The sequence below is a fragment of the Bordetella genomosp. 10 genome, from assembly GCF_002261225.1.
In the GTDB taxonomy this organism is placed as follows: domain Bacteria; phylum Pseudomonadota; class Gammaproteobacteria; order Burkholderiales; family Burkholderiaceae_B; genus Bordetella_C.
Genome location: NZ_NEVM01000005.1, coordinates 2,774,182 through 2,799,990, shown reverse-complemented (window position 1 = coordinate 2,799,990; position 25,809 = coordinate 2,774,182). Strand labels below are relative to the sequence as shown.

The following is a 25,809-nucleotide window of genomic DNA, read 5'->3' as shown; positions in this document are numbered from 1 at the left end:
TCCGGGACCCGTCCGAGGGCTACCCTTGCCATGACCGATCCATACAGCGATGACGCGGACAAAGCTGCCCGCGCTCAGGCCATAGAATGGTTTTCGCGCATGCAGTTGCGACCGTTGACGCCCGCGGAGCGCGCGGAATACGAAGCATGGCGCGCCGCGAGCCCCCACAACGACCGGCATTGCCGCGTTCTCGAAACCATCTGGACGGCCGCGGACAACGTGCCTCGCGAAAAGATGCGTGCCATGCTGGGGCAAACCGAAAAGGCTGTCGCGCCGGTCTACGGCCGGCGCGGGTTCGTATGGGGCCTGGGCACGGCCTGTACCGCTGCGGTCGTCGCCGGCATCGCCTGGACGCAGTGGCATGACGGTCCTCCCGATTTCACGGCTGACCTTTCCACTGCCCAAGGCGAGCGGCGGGAAGTGCGTCTTCCCGACGGATCGGTACTCTCCTTGAACACGGCCACGCGCGCCACGGTTCGCTTCTACGCGACCCGGCGGGAAGTTCTCCTGGAAGCGGGGGAAGCCCTGTTCACGGTCTATCCGGACAAGTCGCGTCCATTCATCGTGACGGCGGACCAGGCCGAAGTCCTCGTCACGGGCACGGTCTTCAACGTGCGGATCGACGCCGATCGAGTATCGGTGGCCGTCCGCAGCGGCAGCGTGCGGTTTTCGACAGGACACTGGTGGAATCGGCAGACGACCCAGCTCGCGGCGGACCAGGTGGCGCGACTGCAAGGCGCCCGATTGCAGCCGGCCCATCAAGGCGATGTCGCCGCCGCGACCGCATGGCAACGCGGGCGTCTGGTCTTCCAGGATACGCCGTTGGTCACCGTGGTGGCGGAGCTGAACCGCTATCTGCGAAAACCGCTGCGCATCGCCGACCCGCGGCTGAATTCCGTGCGCGTGGCTGGCACGCTCGGCATCGACGACCCCGAGTCGATGCTGGATGCCTTGCCCGCCATCGCGGCGCTGCGCATCGTTCGCGACGCCGACGGCGGATACATGATCGCGCCTCGCTGAGTTTCCGTCGCTTGAATCGTCGTGGGAAAAACGCCCGCGACACCGCGCCATTGATGAGTTTCATCTTGTTTCAAAAAGAGGCGCCGTAGCCGTTCCGGTTTTTTTTCTTCCCAACCGTCAAAGCTAACGGAGGGCGGACCTTGCCTGCGCTCTGTGGCCCCGCGACGACGGGACTGGCGCGAACACGCGCAGCGATATCTCCGGAACGTGATTCATCGTGTCTACCTCAAGGCTTCAAAGGCATCCCTGCACGACAAGGCTGTCCATTCGACGGCAATCATGGCGGTTCATCGGCGCGCTCGTCGCCATCCTGATCGGTTTATGCGGAACGCCCGTGGCGGCCCTGGCCCAGGATGCGCCGATTCGGATCAGCATTCCGGCGGCGCCGCTGGGAGATGCGCTCATACAGTTGGGCGAGCAGGCATCGCTGCAGATTTTCTATCCCCCCGATCTGGTGAAGGGACGTTCCGCGCCTGCCGTATACGGGCAATTGTCTCCCGAGCAGGCGCTGCAACGGCTGCTGGAAGGGACGGGAATAACGTATCGGCGCAAGGGCAACAGCATCACGCTTCTCGCCGCCGACAAGTCCGGCGCCGTTACGCAACTCTCGTCCGTCAGTGTCGTCGGCGCTCCGGTAAAGGATCCGACGACGGAAGGCACCGGCTCGTACACGACGAATGCGATGACGATAGGCAAATTGCCGCTGGCGCCACGGGAGATTCCACAGTCGGTCAGCGTCATGACACGCCAGCGCATGGACGACCAGAATATGCGCGACATCGACGCGGTGATGACCTGGGCGCCCGGCGTCTATTCGGCATACTCGGGCGGAACCGATACGGGCGGGCATGCGTGGTATTACTCGCGCGGCTACAACCTGCTGGGCCAATACGACGGCATCCCCGCCTATAACGCCAATGGCGCCCTGCAAGCCTTCGATATGTCCATGTACGACCGGGTGGAGATATGGCGGGGGCCATCGGGACTGCTGCAAGGCTCGGGCGAACCCGGCGGGGTGGTGAACATGGTGCGCAAGCGCCCGACGTCCGAAACCCGGCTTTCCGCGAATTTGTCGCTGGGTTCGTGGGATTACCGCAGGGCCGAACTGGATGCCAGCGGTCCCCTCAACGAGTCGGGCACGGTGCGCGGGCGCGCCGTGGTCGTCGGCCAGGACCAGCATTATTTCTACGATCGGTCCCATGGAAAACTGGGCATGGCCTATGGCGTGATCGAAGCGGACCTGACGCCGGACACGCTGCTGACGCTTTCCGCCACGACCCAGTACAGCAAGGCCAGCCCGGTTTTCAATGGCTTGCCCGGATATATCACGGGCGGCCTTCCCGACGTCTCCAGGTCGACCAATTCCAGCCTCGACTGGACCAGTTCGGAAGAGCAGACGAATGAGTTCTATGCCAGCCTGAAGCAACGATTGGGCGACGATTGGAACATCGAGGCCAGCACCATCTATCGCACGCAAGACGGAAAGTACAAGAGAGGGTATCCCACGTTCAGCGGGCTGGATTCCGCGACCGACGAATCCTCCTACTATCTGAATCGCGACAAGACGCGGGCAACCTGGTTCGTCGCCGACGTCCATGCCGATGGTTCGTTCCAGGCGCTGGGACGGAAGCACCAGTTGGCGCTTGGCGTGAACTACAACAAATATCGACTCAGCGATCGCTACGCGGACAACTGCTGCATAACCGTGACGGGCGTCAATATCTTCGAGCGCGACGTCGCGGAACCCGATTGGGGCGGCTTCGGTTCTCCCAGCAAGACCGACATCGTCCAGAAGAGTCTGTATGGGCAAATGCGGCTGTCGGTCCTCGACCCGCTGACGGTCGTCATGGGAGGACGTCTTACCGACTTCGAAGCCACGACCAGCTATAGCCATGCCGACGCTTCGGGCAAGTTCACGCCATATGGCGGGTTGATCTATGACATCACCCGGAACTGGTCCCTGTATGGCAGCTATAGCGACATCTTCATTCCCCAGACGCAGCAGACCTTCGAAGGGAGTGTCCTGAAGCCCCGGGTGGGCAGGCAATATGAAGTGGGCGCCAAAGGGTCGTTTTTCGACGGGGGGCTGAACGCGTCCATAGCGGCCTTCGATCTGCGGGACCGCAACCGTTCCTACGCCGATCCCGCGCACAGCGGCTATTACCTGGCGGCCGGCGAGGTGCAAAGCCGAGGTTGGGAGACGGAGGTATCGGGCAGCCCGATGCGAGGTTGGAATCTCTCCGCCGGCTATACCTTCATGCAGACAAAGTATCTCAAGGATCCCAACAACCAGGGCGCGGCATACAGCACCGCGCCCAAGCACAGCGTCAAGGTATGGAGCGATCACGACCTGGGGGCGCTGCTTCCCGGCCTCGATGCCGGGGTCGGCGTTCGCGTGTTCAGCCGGGGCGGGGCGCAGCCTTATGGCCAGGGAGGCTACGCGGTCGTCGACATGCGGGTCGGCTATCGCATCAACGCTCACCTCTCCGCGGCGTTGAATATCGGCAATCTGCTGGACCGCAAGTATTGGCAGTCCCTGGGCGGCGGCGAAACCGGAAATATCTACGGCACGCCGCGCAATGTGATGCTGACCCTGCGCGCGACCTACTGAGGCGAGGACCGCGACTTGAATCTCAGAACCTGGGCATGGCTGCACAAATGGAGCAGCCTGGTCTGCACGATATTCCTGCTATTGCTATGCCTGACGGGGCTGCCGTTGATTTTCCTGCATGATCTCTACGGCCCGCTGTATGAAGATCCGCCGCCCGCGCTACAGCAATTGCCGCCCGGGACGCCTCGTGTATCGCTCGACGTCATCGCTGACCAGGCTTTGCGCCGGCATCCGGCGGCGCATATCGAGGCCATCGTGGGGTTGAGCGATAGCGAACCCAGGCTCGGGGTATCGATGGAGATTCCCAAGGCGGAGGGCGGCGACGAGGACATCAGGTTGCAGTTGGACGCCAGGACGGCCAGGGTGCTGTATGACTCCAGCCAGCATGCGCGGAAAAGCACGGGACCGAATTTCCTGAACATCATGGCGGGGCTGCACATGAACCTGTTGTCCGGATTGCCCGGCGCCATGCTGCTGGCCGCGATGGGCATCCTGTTTCTCGTGGCGCTGGTTTCCGGCGTGGTCCTTTATGGACCTTTCATGCGAAGGATCGCGTTCGGAACGGTGCGTCGCGGCAGGTCCCGGCGGCTGAAATGGCTGGACGTCCATAATCTTCTGGGCATTGCGACGGTCGCCTGGGCCGCCGCCGTGGGCGCGACGGGGGCGATACAGACATTCTCCGACCTGATGTTCGATCACTGGAAGGATACGGTGGTGCACGACGCGCTGGCGTCATACGACGGCGTGCATCCTCCCGACCCCCGGCATCTGGTCCCGGTCCAGCAGGCCGTCGACGTGGCCCGCCAGGCGCTGCCGCCCAATATGGACATCGTCAGCGTGCTTTATCCCGGGGAAGACTCCGTCAGCCCCTATCATTATTTCCTGTGGGCGAAAGGCGCCCGCTCGTACGAGCGCTTCGTCTTCTCGCCGATATTGGTCGACGCGGCGACGGGAACGCTCACGTCCGCGGCTTCCTTTCCCTGGTACATGCGGCTCATCGCGATCGCCCGGCCCTTGCACCTCGGTGATTATGCCGGCATGCCATTGAAGATCCTGTGGACGGTCCTGGACCTGATCGCCATCGCGGTGCTGGGGACCGGCATATACCTCTGGATCGCGAAGTTCTAGAGAGGAGGGGATGCGAAGGCGCTTGGCCGATGCGCATCCAGCCATTCGATCAGTTTCTCCGGCAGCATCGGCCGTGCGATGAAATAGCCTTGCCCCTCGTTACAGCCCCAACTCCGCAGCAGTTCCAGCGCTTCACGTGTTTCGATGCCCTCGGCCACCACGCGAAACCCCATGCTTCTTGCCAATTCGATGATGGAGTGAGCCAAGCGTTGGTCGCGTTCGCCCGCAGCGAGATTCCTGACAAAGGATTGGTCGATCTTGACCACCGTGGCGGGTAGCTCGCGCAGGTAGATCCAGTTGCTGTAACCCGTTCCAAAGTCATCGATGACCACCGTCACGCCAGCGTCGCGGGCCCGGCGCAATCGACTTGCGACTTCTTCCGGCTCGGTCATCAACGCGCTTTCGGTGAATTCGATTTTGAAGCCAGACGGATCGATGCCGTGCTGCGCCAGCAGTTCCATCATCAGATCGACATACGAGGGTCCATCCAGGTCTTGCGCCGAGACGTTCACCGCCACCTTGAACCGGAATCCCCGGCGCTGCCATTCGACGGCTTGTTCGATGCTACGCCGCAGCACCCATCGACTCAGCGGGCGCATTAACGCGGTCTTTTCAGCCAACGGGATAAACTCTCCGGGACCTATCTGGCCGAGCGTGGGATGACGCCATCTCAACAAGGCTTCGACCGTCATGCATTGGCCGGTTTCGAGGTCGAGCACAGGCTGATATTCCAACCAAAACTGGTCTTCCGTATCGATCGCGCGCGAAAGTTCGGTCAATAGCGTGAACGCGCGCTGCTGCGCCTGATCGGTGCGCGGCTCGAAATGCGTCCAGCCTATATCGCGGTCGCGCGCCTCGTTGGCGGCGCTGACCACCAGCCGCAGCCAATCCTGATTCTGCAATTGCTCCAGACGCAGGGGCAGTACCCCTAGTCCGACCTCGGCACGTACAGGGATGCCCCGGCTTATCACCGGTGTCTGGAATGCTTGCAGGATGCGCTTGTAGAGATCCGTCTCCTGCGCACGGTGCGCGGAATCCAACAGGAAACCAAATCGGGTTGGACTGATCTTATAAAGCATGGTGCCCGCGGGCAGCAGCGTCTGGAATCGCTCCTTCATCGCGAGGATGACTTCATTGAAGAACGGATAGCCCAGGGCGTTGACGACATCGTTAATGAAACGCGGCGAGAGCATGTCGGCGGCGACGACGACCAATTCCTCATGGCGTTCGAAGGCCAGCGCAACATCTGCCTCGAGGCGCAGGCGATTGAACAAGCCGGTTGGTTCGTCGATATAGTTGCGATCGCGCAAGCTCGCAATGCGCCCCATGACGAGGCCCGCGAATCCCTTGAGCATCGACAGATCCCGCTCGCTCAGCGGCGAGCGCGGCTTCGTATCGATGACACACAGGCTTCCCAGCCCGATGTCATCCTCGGTGACCAGTGGAACGCCGGCATAAAAGCGGATTCCAGGCGCCCCCGTTACCAGCGGGTTGTCGAGGAAACGCTCGTCCAGCGTCGCATCGGAGACCTCCAATACATCCCGGCCAAGGATTGTGTAGCCGCAGAACGCATCTCTACGCGGCGTCTCCCGAATGTCTACCCCGACGCTTGCGCGGAACCATTGGCGTTGGTCATCCAGAATCGAGATGAGCGCAATCGGTGCCTCGAAATATTTCGCTGTCAACGCGACGATGCGATCGAACGCCTTATCAGGCGTGCTGTCGGTCAAACAGAGGTCCTGGACGCGGAGCTGGCGCTCCGCTTCATTGGCGGGCAGAGGCGCGGAAGCCATGGTGTCAAGGCGATAGTCGGATGCTGGAAGTTTATCCCGAACAGAGGTCTCGCCTTGCGAGTTTCCGTCGCCCTGGCGCGGGGCTGCCAACGGTTGAGCAAGGCGAGCGAGATTGAATTGCCGCAATCTCAAATATTGCCGGATGTCTCTGATATGCCGGTATTAATCGGCTAAATATTTCTAGACTTGTATCTGAATTAATAAGCCGGGCCCCCGGATTCGGCGCAGCGTTTTGCCAGTCGTCCGATTTAACTGCCCAGGACGTCTCTTTGCTCTGCTGTTGGTTTTTAACCTCAGGAAAACCCAGTCATACGCCTTTTTTGTACGCCAAAAGGGGGCATATTCAGCGATGCACGCCCAAATCCCCAGGAGCGTTTTTACTCATCAGGTAATACTCGGAAATTATGTCGCATTGCATCAGAACCCCCTCAAAATTGATGCAATTTTCATAATGGCTTGCGTAATTTCCAAAAACCATGATTAGATGTATCAAAATAGTGCCATCAAAAAGGCGGAGAGTAAGCACATGTCAGCAGCAGTTTTCTATGAACGCGCTGTAGCCCTCGACCGGGCCACGCATCGCGATACGCGAATCCAGATACAGCCTGACCATTACTCCTTCGCCCGTGAAACGAACGCGCTGCCGATTTCCGCCAGCGAGTTCGCCGATGCCGGCCGCCACTACCCGATCGTGTTCGTGGGCGATGGCCCCGGCTCCTTCCACGTCGCCGTGCTGCTGGGCCTGGAAGACAAGAGCAATCTGTTCATCACCGACCAGGGCACCTGGGCGCCCGAAGCGTATGTGCCCGCGTTCGCGCGCCGCTATCCCTTCGTCCTGGGCACGACCAACGACGAGGGCCGCTTGGCCGTCTGCATCGACGAGTCCTATCCCGGCCTGAACCAGCAGGACGGCGTCGCGCTGTTCGACGGCGACAAGGAAACGCCGTACCTGGCGCAGATGATGGAATTCCTGCGTGTCTTCCAGGACGAGATGGAATTGACCAAGAAGATGGCCAACCGCCTGCACGAGCTGGGCTTGATCGTCGCCAAGTCGATCACCATCTCGCAGAACGGCCGCGACCATTACCTGAGCGGCTTCTGGGTCGTGGACGACCAGAAGCTGGCCGGCCTGGACGACCAGCGCGTCGTCGAACTGTTCCGCTCCGGGCTGCTGCGCCTGATCGAGCTGCATCGCGCCTCGCTGGGCAACGTGCAACGCCTGGCCGCGCGCCTGGACGAGCGCCGCCGCCTGAAGGAACAGAGCCGCAAGGACGTCGAGTCGTCGACCGACATCGCCCCCAAGGAAGCCAGCGCGGCCTGATTGCCGCCGTTGCCGGGACTCGCGTGACGTCCCTCACCAGAGCCGTTCGCGAATCGCCCCATGCCGACGACAGCGACCCTGACGCCATCCGTGACCGCCCCGGCAGCCGCCGGCGCGGCGGATGCCGGCGCTGACGCCGGCCCGGAACTGCACATCCCCCTGCACACCCTCAAGGGCGAGCAGCGCGTATGGGCCGACCGGCTGATCGCGGCCTTCCATGGCCGCCCGATCGACGGCGTCGAATGGTCGCTCAAATTCTCCATGGCCGGCCTGGTCGGCAACCGCTTCCTGCTGGGCCTCGACCGCCGCAACTGGGGCGGCATCGACTTCGCGGCGCTGCCGCGCGCGCTGGCCATCCCGCAAGGCCTGTGGGTGCGCATCCTGCAGGACATGGATCACGCGCGCGCCATCTTTTTCGCCTATGAGCCCGACACGGCCGGCGCCGGCACCTACCGCGTCTACGTCGAATTCATGCCCGCGCCCGATGCGCTGCGCCGCCACGGCGTGCTGCCCCTGGGCTGCGGCTACAAGTGGCACCCGGAGACGGGACGCGAAGCGGCGATCACCACCTACCGCATGCGCCACCTCGAAGACCGCGCCGCGTTCGACGCCCACCTGCAACCGTTCCTGGCCGGGCTGGGCAACCCGGTCGTGCGCGCGGTGGCCACCGACATCATCGGCGCGGCCAGCGGCCTCGCCGATCCGGCCGGCTTCATGTTCCTGGAGGTGGACGAAGCCGACACGCGCCGCGAGTCCTTCACGGTCACCTTCCGTGGCGCCGACCTGCCGCTGCGCGCCCACATCCCCGATCTGCTGCGCGTGGCCGGCAGCTTCGCGTTGGCCGCCGGCGACGTGCTCGATTTCTTTGTGCCCGACGAACCCCGCAGCATCTACAGCCTTGCCGCCGGCAGTGCCAGGGACGGCAACGAATTCATGACGGTCTACTATGACTAACAACAAGAAAAAAGCGCAGCGCGAGCAACAACCCGTCCACGTCCCCGCGCCTTGGCAGGGACTGCGGCTCTCCATCCTGGCCGCCTTCGTCGGTCTGGCGGGCTGCACCGGCGCGCCGTCGGCGCCGCCCCGCAGCGACCCCGGCAAGGACTACATCGGCACGAAGGTCGAGTCGGAGCAGGACGGCGACACGGTCGCCAAGGCCGTCGAAGCGAAGCAGGCCGGCAAGGCCGGCGACAACGCGCCGGGCATCCACACCGCCGCGGGCGAACTGGTCATGGGCGGTGCGCCCGAAGACACCGGCGGCGGCTTCAAGGGCGCCAGCGACACCATTTCCCTGCCCGCGTCCGCGCAAGGCAGCCAGGCGCTCCTCAAGGCCAGGACCGGCGCGCAACTGGACAGCGTGCCGACCCAGCCCGCGCCGCGCCTGGACGAAACCCTGGTCACGCCGGCGCCGGCTGCCATCGACCCGGAGAAGATGAAGGCCTACGACTCCGCGCAGCCGCCCACCGCGGAAGCCCTGAGCCTGCAGCAGGTCTTCGCGATGGCACTGGACAACGATCCCACGCTGCGCGGCGCCTACGGCGAGATGCAGGCGGTGGGCTATGGCGTGACCGCCGCCCGCGCGGCCCTGCTGCCCAACATCAACATCGAAGCCAATTACGCCCGTGAAAACCAGAACGTGGTCAAGAGCGAGAACGCGGTCTACCAGCAAGGCCGCGCCTCGTGGGGCGACAACGGCTACGCGCTGACCCTGACGCAACCCATCTACGATCCGGCCGCCTTCCAGAAGTGGCGCCAGTCGCAGGACGCCGAGCGCAAGGAAGTCGCCAACTTCGCCTACGCCCAGCAGGACTTGATGCTGCGCACGGCCACGGCCTACCTGAGCATCCTGGCGGCCGAGGACCAGATCTCCCTGACCGACGCGGAACGCAAGACCACCCGCGGCCAGATGGACCTGGTGCAGGCCAAGTTCAAGGCCGGCCAGGCGACCCAGGTAGGCGTGAGCGAAGTCCAGGCGCGCCTGGACGTGCAGGACGCCAACTACCTGCTGGTGAAGAACGATCTGTTCGACAAGCAGCAGGCGCTACAGGAAATCATCGGCTACGGCGACGTGCAGTTGCTGCCGATCCGCAAGGACCTGGAACCGGTGGTGCCCCAGCCGCTGAACCCCGATGCGTGGGTGCAGAAGGCGCTGGAGCAGAACTGGTCGATCCGCGCCGCGGCCGCCCAAGTGTCGGTGGCCGAGCGCGAGGTGGCGGTGCAGAAGGCGGGCTATCTGCCGACCCTGAACGTCAAGGTTTCCAGCGGCCGCAACGACACCGGCGGCTCCCTGTTCGGCGGCGGCAGCACGGTGAATGACACCCGCGCGCAGTTGAACCTGCTGATCCCCGTGTTCCAGGGCGGCTACACGTACGGCATGAGCCACGCGGCGGCCAGCCGCCTGGGCACGGCACAGACGCAACTGAGCCTGGTGCGGCGCAAGGTGCAGCGCCAGGTCCTGACCTCGCTGCAAAGCATCCTCGCCAGCGTCGACCGCATCAAGGCGCTGGACAGTTCGGTGCTGGCCTTCCAGCAGGCGCTGGACCTGAAGCAGGAAGGCTACCGGTCGGGCATCAACGACATCGTCGCCGTGCTGGACGCGACGCGCAATCTGTACAACGCCAAGCGGCAGCAGGCCGAGGCTCGCTACAACTATCTGCTGGACACCTTGAAGCTGAAGCAGGCCGCCGGCGTGTTGAGCGGCATGGACATCGCGGTCATCAGCCGCGCGGTGCTGTAAGGGCAGGGCGCGGCGCGCGGCGCCCCTGGCGCAGCGCGCAATGAACAAGAGACGAGACCCGCCATGACGGACGGCGGTGTCGACCAGGCCGGCGCGACGAACGCGGGCGGCAAGAACGAAGACAACGAAAGAGCAATGCCATGAGCATGAAGAAAATGATGCGTCATCTGGGCCTGGGCCGCGGCACGCGCGAGGTTCAGCGATCGTTGTTCCGCCGCCGTCCTCTGTTCGAAGCGCTGGAGCGCCGCTATCTGATGTCGGCCGAACTGGTGCCGCCGCCCCCGCCCACCCGGACGCAGGACGCCCCGGTGGTCGCGCCCAACGACCATCACGGCGCCAAGGCGGCGCGCAACGCCCCGTCCTCGGGACCGGGCAACCATCCCTACCTGGTCGAGCGCGAGGCCTACAGCTCCGCCAAGCAGCTCGGCAAGTCCATGACGCTGCAGCAGTACCAGAAGGAAACGGCCGCCCGCCAGGGCGACGCCAAGGCCTGGCTGCCCGGCCAGAACGCGATGCAGGCCAAGGACACGCCGCAGGCCAAGGACGCCGCCGCGCCCATCAAGCTCAACGGCTACACCCGCAACGCGGACGATACGGCGGTCAGGCAGATCATCTTTGTCGACCCCAAGGTCGACAACGCGGCCCAGTTGGTGCAGGGCCTGTACAGCATGATCAGCGGCAAGACCCAGGGCCTGGGCACGACGCTGGCCACGCCCACGGGCGACGGTCCGCAGATCCAGGTGCTGCGCAGCCATGACACCGAGATCGTCGTGCTGGACAGCCGCTATGACGGCGTGGCCCAGATCACGCAGATCCTCGGCCAGCACCACGACCTGAGCGCCGTGCAGATCATGAGCCATGGCAGCGCCGGCACGCTGGAGCTGGGCAGCGCCGTGCTCGACAGGAACGACCTGTCTTCCTACAAGGACAGCCTCAAGGCCTGGGGCGATGCGCTGGCGCCGCAGGGAGACATCCTGCTGTACGGCTGCGGCGTCGCGGGCGCCCGGGGCGGCGCCGAGTTCGTCAACAGCCTGTCCGCCATCACCCGCGCCGACGTCGCGGCCGCTACCCATACGGTGGGCAGCGCCGCGCTGGGCGGCGACTGGACGCTGGACTATCGCACGGGCGCCATCGAGGCGACCACGCTCACCGTCGCCAGTTGGAACGGCCTGATGGCCGATTCCGTGGGCGCGCAGAACGGCGGCGCCACCCTGACGGCGGTGGCGACCAGCGCCACGCTGACGGCCTATGGCAGCGACAACACCTTCGTCTTCGACAACAACGCCACGGCGGCGTCGACCGTCTTCATCGAGTTGCGCGAAGGCATGAAGCAGGATGCCAACGGCGTCTGGGTCAAGAACGGCGACGACACCAACACCAACAACACCCTGGATTTCTCCGGCGTGAAGGGCGACGTCACCGTCACCATCAACAACGACGATCACTACCTCATCACCTACACGACCGTCGACACCAGCGGCGTGGCCACCAGCCACAACGTGGACGTGTCGTTCAAGTCCGCCGACGGCTCGCAGTCGTTGAAGATCGGCGACAAGACCTTCAACCTGATCGGCACGGCGCTCACCGGCAAGACCATACTCGACTACAGCGGCTACGCCACCGGCGTCACCGTGGACCTGTCCGGCCCGACGGCCGACAGCAACGGCGACGAAGTCCCGCCGCCCGCGCCCACCGGCTTCGGCTCGGTCAGCAACGTCAGCGCGGTGAAGGGCTCCACCAAGGGCGGCAACAATATCACCGTCGTCGGCGGCACCACCGTCTACATCGACAACAACAGCGACGTCATCAAGGGCTCCGGCGGCAACAACGTCTACGTCGTCGCCAACGGTGTCAGCGGCTTCTCCCTCACCCAGCAAGCCGGCCAGAGCGGCAACACGCTGGATCTCTCCCAATACACCGGCGCCGACCTCACCGCCCAGGTACATACCGACGGCGGCATCAGCGTTTATCTGAGCGCGGGCGTGACCGCGGGCGGCACCGTCAATTCGATGGCCGGCGCCACCGTCCTGGTCGACAACCTCGACGTGCAGGTGCTGCTGGGCAACGGCGACCGCACGACGCTGGACTACTCGGCCTACGACAGCAACGTCACGGTCAACCTCGCCTACTGGGACGAGGACACGGGCCTGTACGACGCCAGCGGCATGGCGGGCGTCGACCGCATCGCCAACGTCATCGGCGCCGGCGGCCTGCACGACAACGACATCGTCGGCAGCGCCGGCAACAACATCATCACCGTCGCCGCCAGCACGGGGACCAACCGCGTCAGCGGCGGCGGCGGCAGCGACTGGGTCGTCGGCAACTACGGCTCGGCGGGCGCGTTGGCGGCCGGCGGCGCCACGGAGTACATCGACGGCTACGAAACCGCCGCCACGCTCACGGGCTCCAGGACCAGCGCGACCATCACCAATACGCCCGTCGGGGCCACGACCCAGGACAAGGTGACGCTGGTCAACATCGGCGCCGTGACGTTGCAGGATTACCGCACCATCGACAACACGGCGGGCGCCGACCCGGCCTACAACAGTTCGACCCGCGTCACGCTGGACGGCAGCGGCTACAGCGGCGACCTGACCTTGATCGGCAGCGTCGGCGACAACACGCTGATGGGCGGCACGGGCAACAACACCTTCACCGGCTACCAGGGCAACAACACCCTGATCGCCAGGCACGATGCCGCGAGCAACGTGCTGGACGAAGCGGGCCAGTGGAACTTTACGCTTACCAATACCGATTTGACCGGCGCCTATGCCTCGGACGGCATTACGGCTTACTCGAGCACGCCGGCGCTGCATGACACGCTGCAGTTCGACGACGGCGGCGCGCACGTCTTCACCGGCGCGCGCTTGAACGGCGGCCTGGGGTCGAGCACCATCGACGCCTCCGCCTTCAGCGGTTATACGTTATTGGTAAGCGGATTGATCGATGGCGGCACCATCAAGTCCGGCAACGGCGCCAACACGCAGAACCAGATCGTCCTGCTGGGCGGCAACTACGCGCTGACGGGCGGCACGGGCGCCGGCGCCACGACCGGGCTGATCGTGGCGGCGGACGGCTACGTCGGCCTGGACGAAACCCAATACGCGGCCCAGCAGGCAGCCGACAACAACACTGCCTACGTCAAGTTCTACGACAACGGCGCGCAGACGTGGCTGAGTCGCAACCTGGACGGCTCCGACCAGTCGACCTTCACCCACATCGACAGCGTGGAGGTGCGGGGCGGCGCCTATGCCAACTACCTCGATACTTCCGCGTTCAAGGGTACGGCGACGCTGAACGGCAGCACCGGGCAGTCCAACTATTTCGTCATCAGCAATGCCTACGCCACCACGGTGACCGGCTCGTCGAAGGTCAATACGCTGGAGCTGTCGACCGGCGGCAAGAACGTCGCGCTGACCAATACGCAACTGACCGTGGGCGGCATCCAGGACAGTTTCACCAACGTCAACGACTTCCGCTTCGTGGTGCAGGGCACGGCGGGCAGCACCGTCGACACCACGCAGTTCAGCGGCGTCACCACCAAGACCTATCTGTCGGCGCTGACGTCCGGCTACGAGGACGCGACCGGCACGGCGCTGACCTTCATGCTGCCGAACGACGCTCGCGTCGACGTCGGCCTGGACGCCGTCGAGACGCTGCAGGACGTGCTCGACGCCATCAACGGCAGCATCGCCACCGACGGCGCCGGCACGGCGCTGCGCATCGGCGTGGGCGGCGCCAACGACGGCAAGCTCCTCGCCGCCGACGACCAGGTTTCGGCCTGGGATTACCTCTATGCCTTGACGGCATCCTTGAACGCCGACGGCAGCCTGCGCATCGCCTACAGCCAGGAGGCCATCGCCGCCGGCTTCAGCGGCAAGTTCTCCGTGACGCCGGGCCTGCAGACGACGCTGGATGCGAACGGCAACGTCAGCACCGCCAACGTCGTCGTGGCGTCCGCGGCCTACGAGCTGGGCCTGATCTCGTCCGGCCTGATGCAGCAGGATTCGACCGGCGCCGGCGTGTTGAACGGCGCTGCGCTCGGCATCGCGCACAACACGCAGTTCGTGCTGGCGGGGTCCAATGCCACCATCAATTCGGGCAGCGGCGCCAACGCCTTCGTGGTGAGCTACGGCCAAGGCGTCAACGACACCGGCGCCGGCAACCGCATCGTCACCAGCGCCGCCGCCAGCAGCAATACGCTGACCGTGAACTCGGCCACCGGCGCTGTGTTGGCCGACGGCCTGCTCTACAACCAGATGTCGGGTTCCACCCAGGTCGGCGCGGTGACGCTGGCCGGCGCCGGCATGTCGTCGGCCACGGTGAACGCCACCAGCGCCACCACGGCGACGACGCTGGACGCCACGGGCTGGACCAACGCGGTCACGCTGGCCACCAGCGGCGCGGCGGATACGCTCAAGGGCAACACCAGCAACGTGACCTTCGTGGTCGCGCAATCGGCGGCCGATAGCGCCGTGGTGACGGTGTCGCTCGCCCATGCGGGCGGGACCGGCAACATCGTGAACCTGGTCTCGATAGACGCGACCACCAACCTGTCCAGCGTGCTGGCTGCCGGCGGCACGCTGAAAGCCGTCAATTTCGGCGCCAACACCGGCAGCCTGGACTACAAGGTCGACCTGGGCAGCGACGGCACGCTGGATACGGCCTGGTCGGTGGCGGGCCGCAACGTCACCATCACCGGCGGCACGGTGACGATCCTGAAGGACATCGCCGTCGACGCCAGCAAGACGCTGACGATCTCCGGCCAGGACATCACGATAGGCGCCGCGGATGCCTCGGCCGCCCTGGTGACGCTGCAGGCCGGGGCCATCGCGCTCACGGCGCAGCAGTATCGGCCCTTCCGTTCGGCCTTCGCGCAGATCTACACGCTGGCCAACTCGATCACCATCAACAAGGCCGTCCTGTGGGCCACGAACAGCGCGGGCACGGGCGTCACGGTGTCCAGCGAGCTCGACGGCGACAAGTTCGCGAACGCCATCTCGACCGCCGGCGACTCCGGCATCCTCAAGACGCTGGAAGACAAGACCAACTCGGCCCTGCAGGCGGCTGAAACCTTCGTCGACAATGCCGGCCTGCTCGTGTCCTTCGCCGGCGTCACCTACAAGTCCGACATCACGGTGTCGGCGCTGGCGCGCCTGGTCTCGGCCAGCGACGTGACCATCTCGTCCAAGACCGTCGCCAAGCTCGACCTGAGCCCGCTTGTTTCCCTGGTGGTGTCGGCCGGCGTCGGGGTCATCCAGAACTACTCGCATATCGAGATCGACGGCGCGATCCAGGCGCAGGGCAAGATCTCCATCACGTCCGACGTCACCAACGATCTCAGCCTGAAGATCAAGCCCAGCCAACTCGATTCGGTGCCCGCGGCGGTGTCCGTGGGCGTGGGGGTGGTGATCAGCGAGTCGACGGTGCACGTCAACGCCGGCGCCACGCTGGTGACCGGTATCAAGTACGCGTCGCTCGGCGACGCCGGCACGGTGCTCACGACCGGCGGCGCCATCGATATCTCCGCCGTCACGCACCTGAAGAGCAAGATCTCGGTCTCGGCGGCGGGCGGCATGTCCTCGACGGACGACACCAAGACGGTCGATGCCGGCGATCCCTCCAGCCAACCGCCGTCGGCGAGCAGCGCGCCGGCCGGTGAAACCGGCACGTACGGCGCAGGCTACGCCAAGGTGGGCGTGGGCATCGGCTTCTTCTACAACCAGGTGACGACCCAGGCCTACATGGACGGCGCCGCCACCGTCCATGGCGGTGGCGCCGTCACGGTCAGCGCCGAGGCGAAGGACGGGGGCAGCCTGCTGACCGTGAGCGCCATCCTCGGCGGGCGCGCCGCGGTGCCCTCCGGCTACAGCGACACGGCAGTCGCGCAGGGCAAGGCGGCAGCCCTGGGCAAGACCGTCAAGCCCATCACGACCGGCGCGAAGAAGGGGCTCGGCACCGGCTCGCAATACGCGCTCGCCTTCTTCAAGTCGATCGGCGACAAGAGCGAGAAGAGCTTCACGGATACCGTCAGCGACAACAAGACGAAGCTGGATGCCAAGGACAAGGCCAAGAACGACGCAAAGATCGCGGACGAGATCAAGAATCCGAAGACCGACTTCCAGGTCGGCGGCGCCATCGGCATGTCGATGAACGTCATCAATACGCAAGCGCGCATCGGCACCGGCGGCGCGGGCGGCGCGGCGACCGTGAATACCGACGGCGGCGCGGTCACGCTGACCTCGACCACCGAGTACGCGCCCAGGATCATGGTGCAGTCCGGGGTGGACGAGAGCGCCATCCAGAAGAAGCAGGATTTCCTGAAGAAGAAGAACGCCGCCACCACGGACCAGACGCCCGTGGCGACGGGCGGCGACTCGTCCAAGCTGGGCGCGGCGGCGGCGGTGGTGGTCGACGTGGATACCGTCACCACCGAGGCGACGGTCAACAGCAATGCCACCATCAACACCCGCGGCGGGGCGGCGACGGTCCAGGCCAGGACCCTCAACCAGATCGATCCCGACAAGCTGTGGCTGTACAACCTGTACAAGCCGTTCAGCACCATGGTGGGCGACTTCAGCGCCGCCGACGGATTGTCGGCCAAGGCCGACGCGTTGAAGACCGACGGCCAGGCCTTCCTGAAGAACCTGGCATCCACCATAGACGCCAACGGCAGCGGTCCGGCCAACAGCATGTCCACGTGGTCCAGCGCCACGTCCAAGAGCAAGAAGCTGGCGTTGGCCGGCGCCTTCACGGTGCAGGTGCAGGACACCAACACGCACGCGACGGTGAACGGCGTCATCGACACGCGCCCCACGACGGGCGCGGCCGGCGCGGTCACCGTGGACACGGAGAATTCCACGCAGCGCCTGAATTTCGTGGGCAACATCATCCTGCCCGGCCTGGTGTCGATCGGCGGCGCGAATGCGCTGCAGACGTCGTCCGGCAGCGCGCCTGGCGGCGGCGTGACGGGCCGCCTGAGCAGCGCCAAGAACGCGGCCCAGGGCTTCGCCAAGCCCACGTTCGCCGGCTTTGACTACGGTAGCGAGTCGAAAGAGGGCTCGGCCATCGGCGTCAGCGTCTATCTGAACGTCGCGACCCACGATACGCGGGCGGTGATTTCCGATACCGCCAGGATCTATTCGGGTGACCTCAATGTCACCGCCAGCAACGACGTCGTGGCGGTGGACATGGGCGCGTCCGGCGGGCAGGCCAAGGACGCCGCGATCAACGGCGCGCTGCTGATCGACGTGATCTCCAGCACGACCATCGCCCAGGTGGGGCGCGGCGCCACGGTGTCCGCCGCCGGCAAGGCGGACATCGAAGCCAACGACACCAGTTACGTGGGGGTACTGTCCGGCGGCGTCGCCGGCTCGCAGGCCGTCGGCGTAGGCCTGAGCGTGGGCATCAACGTCGTGACGCGCTCGACGCAGGCGCTGATCGGCGACTTCCTCGACGCCTCGGACGGTGCGCCGAGCGCGGCGCCGGCGGGCAGCTTCTCGGCCAACGCCCTGGAGATCAACAGCCGCAACGCCGGCTTCATCGGCAGCTTCAGCGTGGCGGGTTCGCGTGTGAGCACGCCGGCCGCCGGCGCGACGGATGGCGCGGACGGCTCCGGCAGCAGCGGAAGCGGCGGCACCGGTGGCAGCGGGGATGCCGGCAGCGGCTCCACCAACGTCCTCGACGCCCTGGCGCCGGGCAGCAAGAGCGACACGTCCATCGGTTCGCACAGCGACGCCGCGGATCCGGACGAGCTGTTGAGCCTGAGCGAAATCCTCGCCGAGCTCAGCGACAAGACGAACAGCGTGACGCAGGACGCGGGCTCGTCGGCCGCCGGCGGCGGCGCGTCGTCATCGTCCAGCCCGGCCAAGGAAAGCGGCGGCCTGGCCGTCTCCGGCTCGGTGGCGGTGAACGTCTCCAACGACTACGCGCAGTCCTATATCAACGCCGCGGGCGTCACGATCACCATCGGCACCAGCGCCACCGTCGAGTCGCACAACGACACGGTGGCCTTGGCGCTGTCCGGTTCGGCGGCATTCGCCAACACGGACGGCAGCAAGGGGAATATCGGCATCGCGGGCGCTTACAGCATGAACATGCTGGGCGGCGAGGCGCTGGCCGAAGTGGCCGCGGCCGCGCAGTTGCTGGTCGGCGCCGACCTGAGCCTCGATGCCAAGCGCACCGGCGTCACGGTGACCATCGCCGCCGGCCTGGCCGGGGCGAAGGGCGAGAAGGGCGTCGCCATCGCGGGTTCGGCGGCGGTGGCCGACGTCGGCTATGCCGACATCGCGCGCCTGACGGCCGGCAAGGTCACGGCGCGCGACGTCAGCGTGACCGCCGGCGACACGACCGTGCTGGTCACGGTGGCCGGCTCGGGCGCCACGTCGCAGGGCAAGCTGGCGGTCGGCGCCGGCGTGGCCGTCAATCTCAGCAGCAGCACGGTCGAAGCGGGCATCGTCAACGTTCCCGACCTGTCCTATAGCGGCAATCTGACGGTGGACGCCACCTCCGGCCAGACGGTGGTCGGCCTCGCCGGCGCCTTCGGCATGGCCCGCGAGGGCAGCGCCGGCGCCGGCTCGATCACGGTCAACATCGTCGCCAACCGAATCGACAGCTACCTGCTCAACAGCACGGTCAAGTACAAGGCCGACAGCGCCGTCACCGGCAACCATGACGTCGACGTAACCGCGCACGACAAGACCACGCTGGTGGCCGTCACCGGCGCCGTCGGCGTCGGCAAGAAGATCAGCGCGGGCATCGCCGTCAGCTACAACCAGATCGGCGACGCCGTCATGGCCGGCATCCAGGGCTCGACCGTGGATACGGGCAAGGCGGGCGCCGTCAATGTCAGCGCCTCGGATGACGCGTCACTGGGCGGCGGCGCCCTCGGCGTCGGCATCGGCCTGGGCGATGCGACCTTCGCCGGCGCCGGTTCGGTGCAGGTCAATATCGTCGGCACCACGGTGGCCGCCTATGTGCTGCCTACCTACAACGCCGACCAGACGGTCGCCACGCGCAGCACCATCACGGCCTCGGCCCTCGATGTCGACGCCGACGACGACACCACGCTGGTCGCGGTGACCGGCGGCGTGGCCGGCACGACCGGCGGCAAGGCCGCGGTGGGCGCCTCGGTCAGCTACAACCAGACGTCCTCGCACGTGGCCGCCATCGTCGAGTCTTCCGACGTCGACGTCGCCGGCGCGGTGGACGTGGAGGCGCATTCGGCGCCGCTGCTGGTCTCCATCAGCGCGGCCGGCGCGCTGGCCAAGAAGTTCGCCCTGGCGGGCGCGGTCAACGTCAACGTGATGAAGGGCGCGGTCGATGCCCACATCGCCGACGGCACGGTGAAGGCCGGCCAATCGGCCGCCTTCTCCAACGCCGCGGACGCGGTGCGGGTGAATGCCTCCAACGCCGCGGCGATGTATGCCGTCACGGTGGCGGGCGCGATCGGCACCGATGGCGGCGCCGTGGGCCTGGCCCTGGCGGTCAACGTCATGGGGGGCGCCGACCCCTTCAATCGCGACCTGCTGGACGTGAACAATGCCCAGTTGGCCGACTCGGGCGCCACCGTGCAGACGGTGGGCATCAACGGCGACGACGGCACCGCGGCCGCGGGCAATCCGTCGATCACGGCCTACGTCTACAAGAGCGACGTCAATGCCGCCAAGGGCAACGTCAATGTGTTCGCCGGCCTGGTCGACCCGCTCGCCGCGGGCGGCAATGCCCAGTTGAGCGACGGCACGCAGTTGGCGGTGGGCGCCAACGACATCCACGTCGACCAGGGCGGCAGCACGCTGACCTTCACGGGCACGGCGGCGGCCATCATCAACGGCACGCAGGACGACACCGGCAGCGCCGGGCTGCCGGTCGGCACCGGCACGTCCTCGGGCGACGAATTCGCCGGCTGGAGCACGGGCGACGGCATCTACGTGAATGCCGGCGCGGCCAACATCACGCTGGCCGACGGCAGCACGCTGCAGTCGGACCGCATCTATTACATCATCCGCGTCGCCACGACGGACGGCAGCGCCAGGATCCAGTTGGCCGCCACCCAGGAAGACGCGATGCGCGGCCTGGCGCTGCAATTCGCCAGCGTCGCCGACGTGGCCGGCATCCAGTTCGCGCACGTGCGCATGCAGGAGGCGACCAGCGTCAATCTGCAGCCGTACCACGGCGTGGATACGACGGTCACGGTGAACCAGGCCACCAACACCATCCAGCTAGGCACCGCCTTCACCGGCCTGCAGGAAGGTTCGATCGTCGTCTACAGCGGCTCGCTGAAGGACGGCAAGATCGAAGACGTTCTCGCCAACCGCATCGTCAGGAACGGCGCGGACGCCCTGCAAGTCGGCGTGGCCTATTACGTCTACAACCTGAGCGCCGACCAGACCAGCTTCCAGTTGCGCGACGCCGCCGGCCATGTCATCGACCTGAGCGGCGCCACCGTGGGCAACGCCCTGCAGCGCTTCTCCGTGCAGAACACCGCGGGCGCGCTGATCAATGGCGACGGCGGCATCACGCTGCCCAAGGCCCATGGCCTGGATACCGGCGACATGGTCGTCGTCAACCTGGGCGCCAACGGCGTCGTGCAGGGGCTCACCGAGAACCACGTCTACGTGGTCGAGAAGGTGGACGCCACCACGATCAAGCTGAAGAACGTCGACGGCACCGCCGTCACCCTGTCCACGCTGCCCTATGTCAGCGTCTTCGACAGCGTCACCCGTACCTACAGCTACTACCTGGCGGACGCCAACGGCAGCCGGGTCCTGGACGCCCAGGGCAATCCCACCGCGGTGAATCCCGATGCGATGCTGTCGTTCACGCGCATCGACCTGACGCACGCGCAGTCGAGCACGCAGACCACCACCGACGGCAACGGCGCCCAGAGCACCACCATCACCCAGCAGGGGTCGACCGCGGCCACGCTGGCGGCCAGCAGCGCCAACAGCAAGGTCGACAACGAGAACAGCCTGACCTTCACGGCCGATCCCAAGCTGGCGACCGGTGACGTGGTGATCTACCGCGGCAACGGCAGCACCGTGGGCGGCCTGGTCGATGGCCAGCGCTATTACGTCATCTACGCCGCGACCGGGACCGGCAGCTACAGCGTCCGTTTGGCGAATTCGCTGGCCGACGCGCAGGACGGCATCGCCATCCACCTGGGCGCCCTGGCGGGCACGGGCGGGATCACCCTGCAGAAAACGGTCAGCACCCTGACCACGGGCGATGGCCTGATCTCGGTCGATATCGCCAATCTGACCCAGGGCTACGGCCTGACGAACAACATGCTGGCCATCACGGTGGCCGGCGCCGGCGGCAAGTCCTTCGGCGGCGCCGGCGCCGTGGCGGTCAACCTCTCGCATGCGGATGTCGGGGCCTATATCGACAACGGCGGCGCGGCGGCGGGCGCCGCGGTGACGGCCACCGACGGCAGCGTTGCCGTGTCCGCGCAGGACAACAGCCGGATCGTCTCCGCCGCCGGCGCGTTGGGCATCGCGGTGGACGAGGGCAAGTCCCTGGCGCTGGGCGCCTCGGTCAGCGTGGCCGAGATCGGCAACACGGTCTCCGCCTCGATCAGGAATGCCGTGGTGAGCGCAAATTCGGTGCAGGTGCTGGCCACGGAAAGCGCCAGCATCTACAACATCGCGGTCGGCCTGGCCGGCGGCGCCGGGGTGGCGATCAGCGGTTCGGTGGCGGTCAGCCAACTGGAGAATTCGGTCTCCGCGCTGATCACCGGTTCCACCGTGACGGCAACGGCGGGCGACATCCGCATCGCCGCGCTGGACACGGCCAACCTCGACACCCTGGCCGGCAACGTCGCCGTGTCGGCGTCCGGCCGCGTGGCCGCGGGCATGGCCTTCGCCGTCAACCTGGTGCTGGACACCATCCATGCCGGCGCCGTCGGATCGACGCTGTCGAGCACGGGCAACCTCTACGTGCTGGCCGACTTCGCCAAGCCGGACGATCTGCCGCCGGGCATGAACGCGCAGATCGCCGCCATGGCGGTCAGCGGCGCCGTGGCCGTCGGCGCATCCGACGCCAACGTGGGCTTCGGCGGGTCGGCGTCCCTGAACTGGATCGCCACCGGCATCACGGCCGAGATCGCCAATACCGCCAGCGCGCAGGCGGTCAAGGCCGACGGCGACATCGTCGTGCGGGCCCGGGATACCTCGGTCATCAACAGCCTGGCCGGCGCCATCGCGGTGGGCGGGGGCGCGGAGGGCGTGGGCGTGGCGGTCGGCGCCAGCCTGTCCTACAACTATATCGGCGGCGCGCCCCTGGGCACGTCGCGGTCGCACAGCGTCACGGCCAGCATCCACGACACCGAAGGCACGATACAGGGCAACCACGTGCAGGTGGCGTCGCTGTTCAGCGGCAAGATCAACAACGTCACCGTGGCCGGCAGCGTGGCCGTGGGGACGGTGGCGGTGGCCGTGGGCGGCGCGGTTTCGGTGAACCGCATCGGCGGCAAGAACGAAGCTTCCATCCGCAACGCGCGCCTGGTCCAGGCGCTGGCGACGGACGGCACCCCCGGCATCGCCGTGCATGCCGACGACGAAGGCTACATCCTGGCCGTCGCCGGCGGCCTGGGCGTGGCGGTCTCGCCGGGCAACGGCGCGGGCATCGCGGCGGGCGTCTCGGCCACGCAGAACGACGTCGGCAACGACACGCGCGCCTATATCGACGGCAGCAGCGCCGGCGACGCGAGCCAGCGCACGACCTTGCAGACGGCCAACGGCATCGATGTCGCGGCGACCAACACGTCGCGCATCGTGTCGGTGTCCATCGGCGTGGCGGCCGCGGTCGCCGCGGGCACGGGCTTCGCCGGCGCGGGCGCGGGCGCCGGCAGCGGCAACGACATCAGCGGCAGCGTCGAGGCCTACCTGAAGAACGTCGACACCCCTGTGGATGACACCAGCACCCCCGGGACGGACGAACGCAACAAGGGCGCCGTCAGCGTGACGGCCAGCAACGACGCTTCCATCGTGACGGTGGCCGGCGCCCTGGGCGTGGCCGTGTCGGCCGGCGCGGTGGGCATGGGCGCCTCCATCGGCGTGTCGGTGGCGATGTCCAGCATCGGCACCACGGTATCCGCGCACGTCGACGATTCGAAGATCCGCACCAGCGGCAGCGGCGCGACGGTGACGGTCTCGGCCGTCGATCATTCCCGCATCGACGCCATCGCCATCGGCGGTTCGGTGGCCGTGCAGGCCGGCGACGCCGGCGTGGCCCTGGCCGTGGGCGTCAGCGCCGCGGTCAACAAGGTCTACACCACGGTGTCGGCCGCGGTGTCCGGCAGCGTCATCGAGACGGCCGGCCAGGCCGTGACGGTGCAGGCGACGCAGCAGGCCTCCATCCTGGCGGTGGTGCTGGGCGCCTCGGTGGCGGTGTCCGCCGGCGGCGCGGTGAATGCCGCCATCGGCGGCGGCGGCGCGCTGGCGCGCAACGTCATCTCGGGCAACGTGACCGCCAAGGTCACCGGTTCGACCATCGATACCGTGAGCGGCGCCGACAAGGGCGCGGTCAATGTCAACGCGCTGGGCCTGTCCGGCATCGACGCGGTGGTGCTGGGCATGTCGGCGGCCGTGTCGGTCAGCCAGTACGGCGCGGCCTCGGCCGCCATCGGCGTGTCCATCGCCCAGAACGCCATCGGCATGGACGTCGACAGCGGCGGCAACATCGTCGCGCTGAGCAGCTCCAAGCCGGTCAACGCCATCACGGCCCTGGTCGACACGACGACCATGACGGCGGGCGCGGTCACGATCACGGCGCGCAACTACACGCTCAAGAGCGACGGCAGCGTCGACCGGCAGCAGAGCATCCATGCCGTCGTGGTGGCGGGCGCGGTGGCGGTGGCGGTCGGCTACGCGCCGCCCATCGTCGACGGCCTGAGCATCGGCCTGTCGGGCGCCGGCGCCGGCGCGCAGGCGGTCAACGCCATTACCACCGGCATCAGCGCCAGGATCACCGACATCGGCCAGGCCCATGGCTGGCAGGCGTCGAGCGTGGACGTCGAGGCGGGCGACCGCGCCGACATCAACAGCACCATCGCGGCCGTGGCGATCAGCGTCGCGGTGTCGCTGGGCGTGTCCGCGAGCCTGTCGGTCGCGGCCTCCCTGGGGCAGAACTCGGTCGCCAATACGGTGGTGGCCGGCGTCGACGGCGTCGGCTTCGTCAACACGCCCTCGATCACGATAGACGCGGCAAGCGAAGCGACGATAAAGACCGTCTCGGTGGCGGTGTCGGTCGGCGTGGCCGTCGGGCTCGGTTCGGCCACCTTCTCGGGCGGCGGCGCCAATGCGTACAACACCATCGGTTCGTCGGCCAGCGCGCTGATGAACGGCGCCAAGGTCCAGGGCGCCGGCGGCGATACGCTGTCGGTCAAGGCCCGCATGACGGGCGCGATCGACGCGACCGTCGTGGTGGCCAGCCTGGCCTTCAGCGTCGGCGGCCCGTCCCTGGCGATCGGGGCATCCGTCGCGGACAACGAAATCACGTCGGCGGCCGGCGCCAGCGCCGGCATCGCCAACACCACGGCGGACAACCTGGGCGCCGTCACCGTGGACGCCACCACTTCCCAGACGCTGGAGAGCGTGGTGGTCGCGGCCGCGGTGGGCTTTTCCTACAACGGCAGCGTGCTCGCCGGCGCGGGGTCGTCGGCCACCAACCGGACCAGGGCCGGCACCAAGGCCTACGTCGAAAACCTGGCCGGTATCGGCACCGGCCGCGTGGCGAACAGCTTGAGCGTCACGGCCACCAACACGTCCATCCTGACGGCGACCGCCGCCGGCGCCAGCCTGGCCGGCACCACCCAGAACGTGGCCGTGGCGGTCGGCGCCTCGGTGGCGGACAACGAGGCGCTCGGCACCGTCGACGCCCATATCTCGAATTCGAACCTGTCGGCCACGGCCGGCGCGCAACTGGCCAAGGTCACGCTCAGCGCCGCCGACACCACCACCTTGACGGGCACGTCGGTGGGCGCGTCGCTGGGCTTCTCCGCGAGCGGCGGCTCGGTGGCGGTGGGCGCCGCCACGCTGAAGAATATTTCCGCCAATACGGTCGGCGCCTCGATCGGCAATTCGACGATCTCCGTGGCGGGCGATGTGTCGGTGACGTCCGACGAAGAAGCCACCCTGAAAGGCACGGTCGTCGCCGCCTCGGTGTCGGGTTCGCTCGGCGGGGTTGCCGTGACCGGCTC

The 25,809-nt window shown here is 66.7% G+C and carries 8 protein-coding genes (1 of these 8 only partly in view); 7 read left to right on the top strand and 1 reads right to left on the bottom strand.

The genetic code is table 11. The annotated features are described in order from the left end of the window. The first annotated feature begins 30 nt into the window (after nt 1-30). The 3 genes from CAL29_RS28550 (at nt 31) to CAL29_RS28540 (ending at nt 4,759) form a co-directional block, all read left to right on the top strand. Nucleotides 31-1,020 (top strand): FecR family protein, encoded by a 990-nt coding sequence (locus CAL29_RS28550; RefSeq protein ID WP_094856250.1) that lies wholly within the window; start codon nt 31-33, stop codon nt 1,018-1,020. A 334-nt stretch (nt 1,021-1,354) separates the two neighbouring features. Beyond that, complete coding sequence (locus CAL29_RS28545) at nt 1,355-3,631, top strand: TonB-dependent siderophore receptor (RefSeq protein WP_143277764.1); 2,277 nt, start codon at nt 1,355-1,357, stop codon at nt 3,629-3,631. 15 nt (nt 3,632-3,646) lie between these two features. Further along, a complete protein-coding gene (locus CAL29_RS28540; RefSeq protein WP_094856248.1) occupies nt 3,647-4,759 on the top strand; it encodes a PepSY-associated TM helix domain-containing protein in 1,113 nt (370 codons plus the stop codon). On the opposite strand, the gene CAL29_RS28535 is transcribed toward CAL29_RS28540, so the two are convergent. Continuing rightward, entirely contained in the window at nt 4,756-6,489 is a 1,734-nt protein-coding gene (locus CAL29_RS28535; RefSeq protein ID WP_218831907.1) for a sensor domain-containing phosphodiesterase, read from the bottom strand. The two genes, CAL29_RS28540 and CAL29_RS28535, sit on opposite strands and share 4 nt — an antisense overlap. A 589-nt stretch (nt 6,490-7,078) precedes the next feature. Between CAL29_RS28535 and CAL29_RS28530 the strand changes: the two genes are divergently transcribed. The 4 genes from CAL29_RS28530 to CAL29_RS28515 all read left to right on the top strand — a co-directional run. Beyond that, nucleotides 7,079-7,873, top strand: coding sequence for a SapC family protein (locus CAL29_RS28530; protein ID WP_094856246.1), 795 nt, complete (start codon nt 7,079-7,081; stop codon nt 7,871-7,873). Between the two features lie 60 nt (nt 7,874-7,933). Beyond that, nucleotides 7,934-8,827, top strand: coding sequence for a hypothetical protein (locus tag CAL29_RS28525; protein ID WP_094856245.1), 894 nt, complete (start codon nt 7,934-7,936; stop codon nt 8,825-8,827). Further along, the gene (locus CAL29_RS28520; protein ID WP_094856244.1) at nt 8,820-10,610 is read left to right on the top strand and encodes a TolC family outer membrane protein; all 1,791 of its coding nucleotides are present in this window, start codon (nt 8,820-8,822) and stop codon (nt 10,608-10,610) included. Before CAL29_RS28525 ends, CAL29_RS28520 begins: the two co-directional genes overlap by 8 nt. 140 nt (nt 10,611-10,750) lie before the next feature. Continuing rightward, nucleotides 10,751-25,809, top strand: the 5' end (the start) of a protein-coding gene (locus CAL29_RS28515) for a DUF4347 domain-containing protein (protein ID WP_094856243.1). It continues 17,482 nt past the right edge of the window; only the first 15,059 of its 32,541 coding nucleotides appear in the window; its start codon is at nt 10,751-10,753; the stop codon falls past the right edge of the window.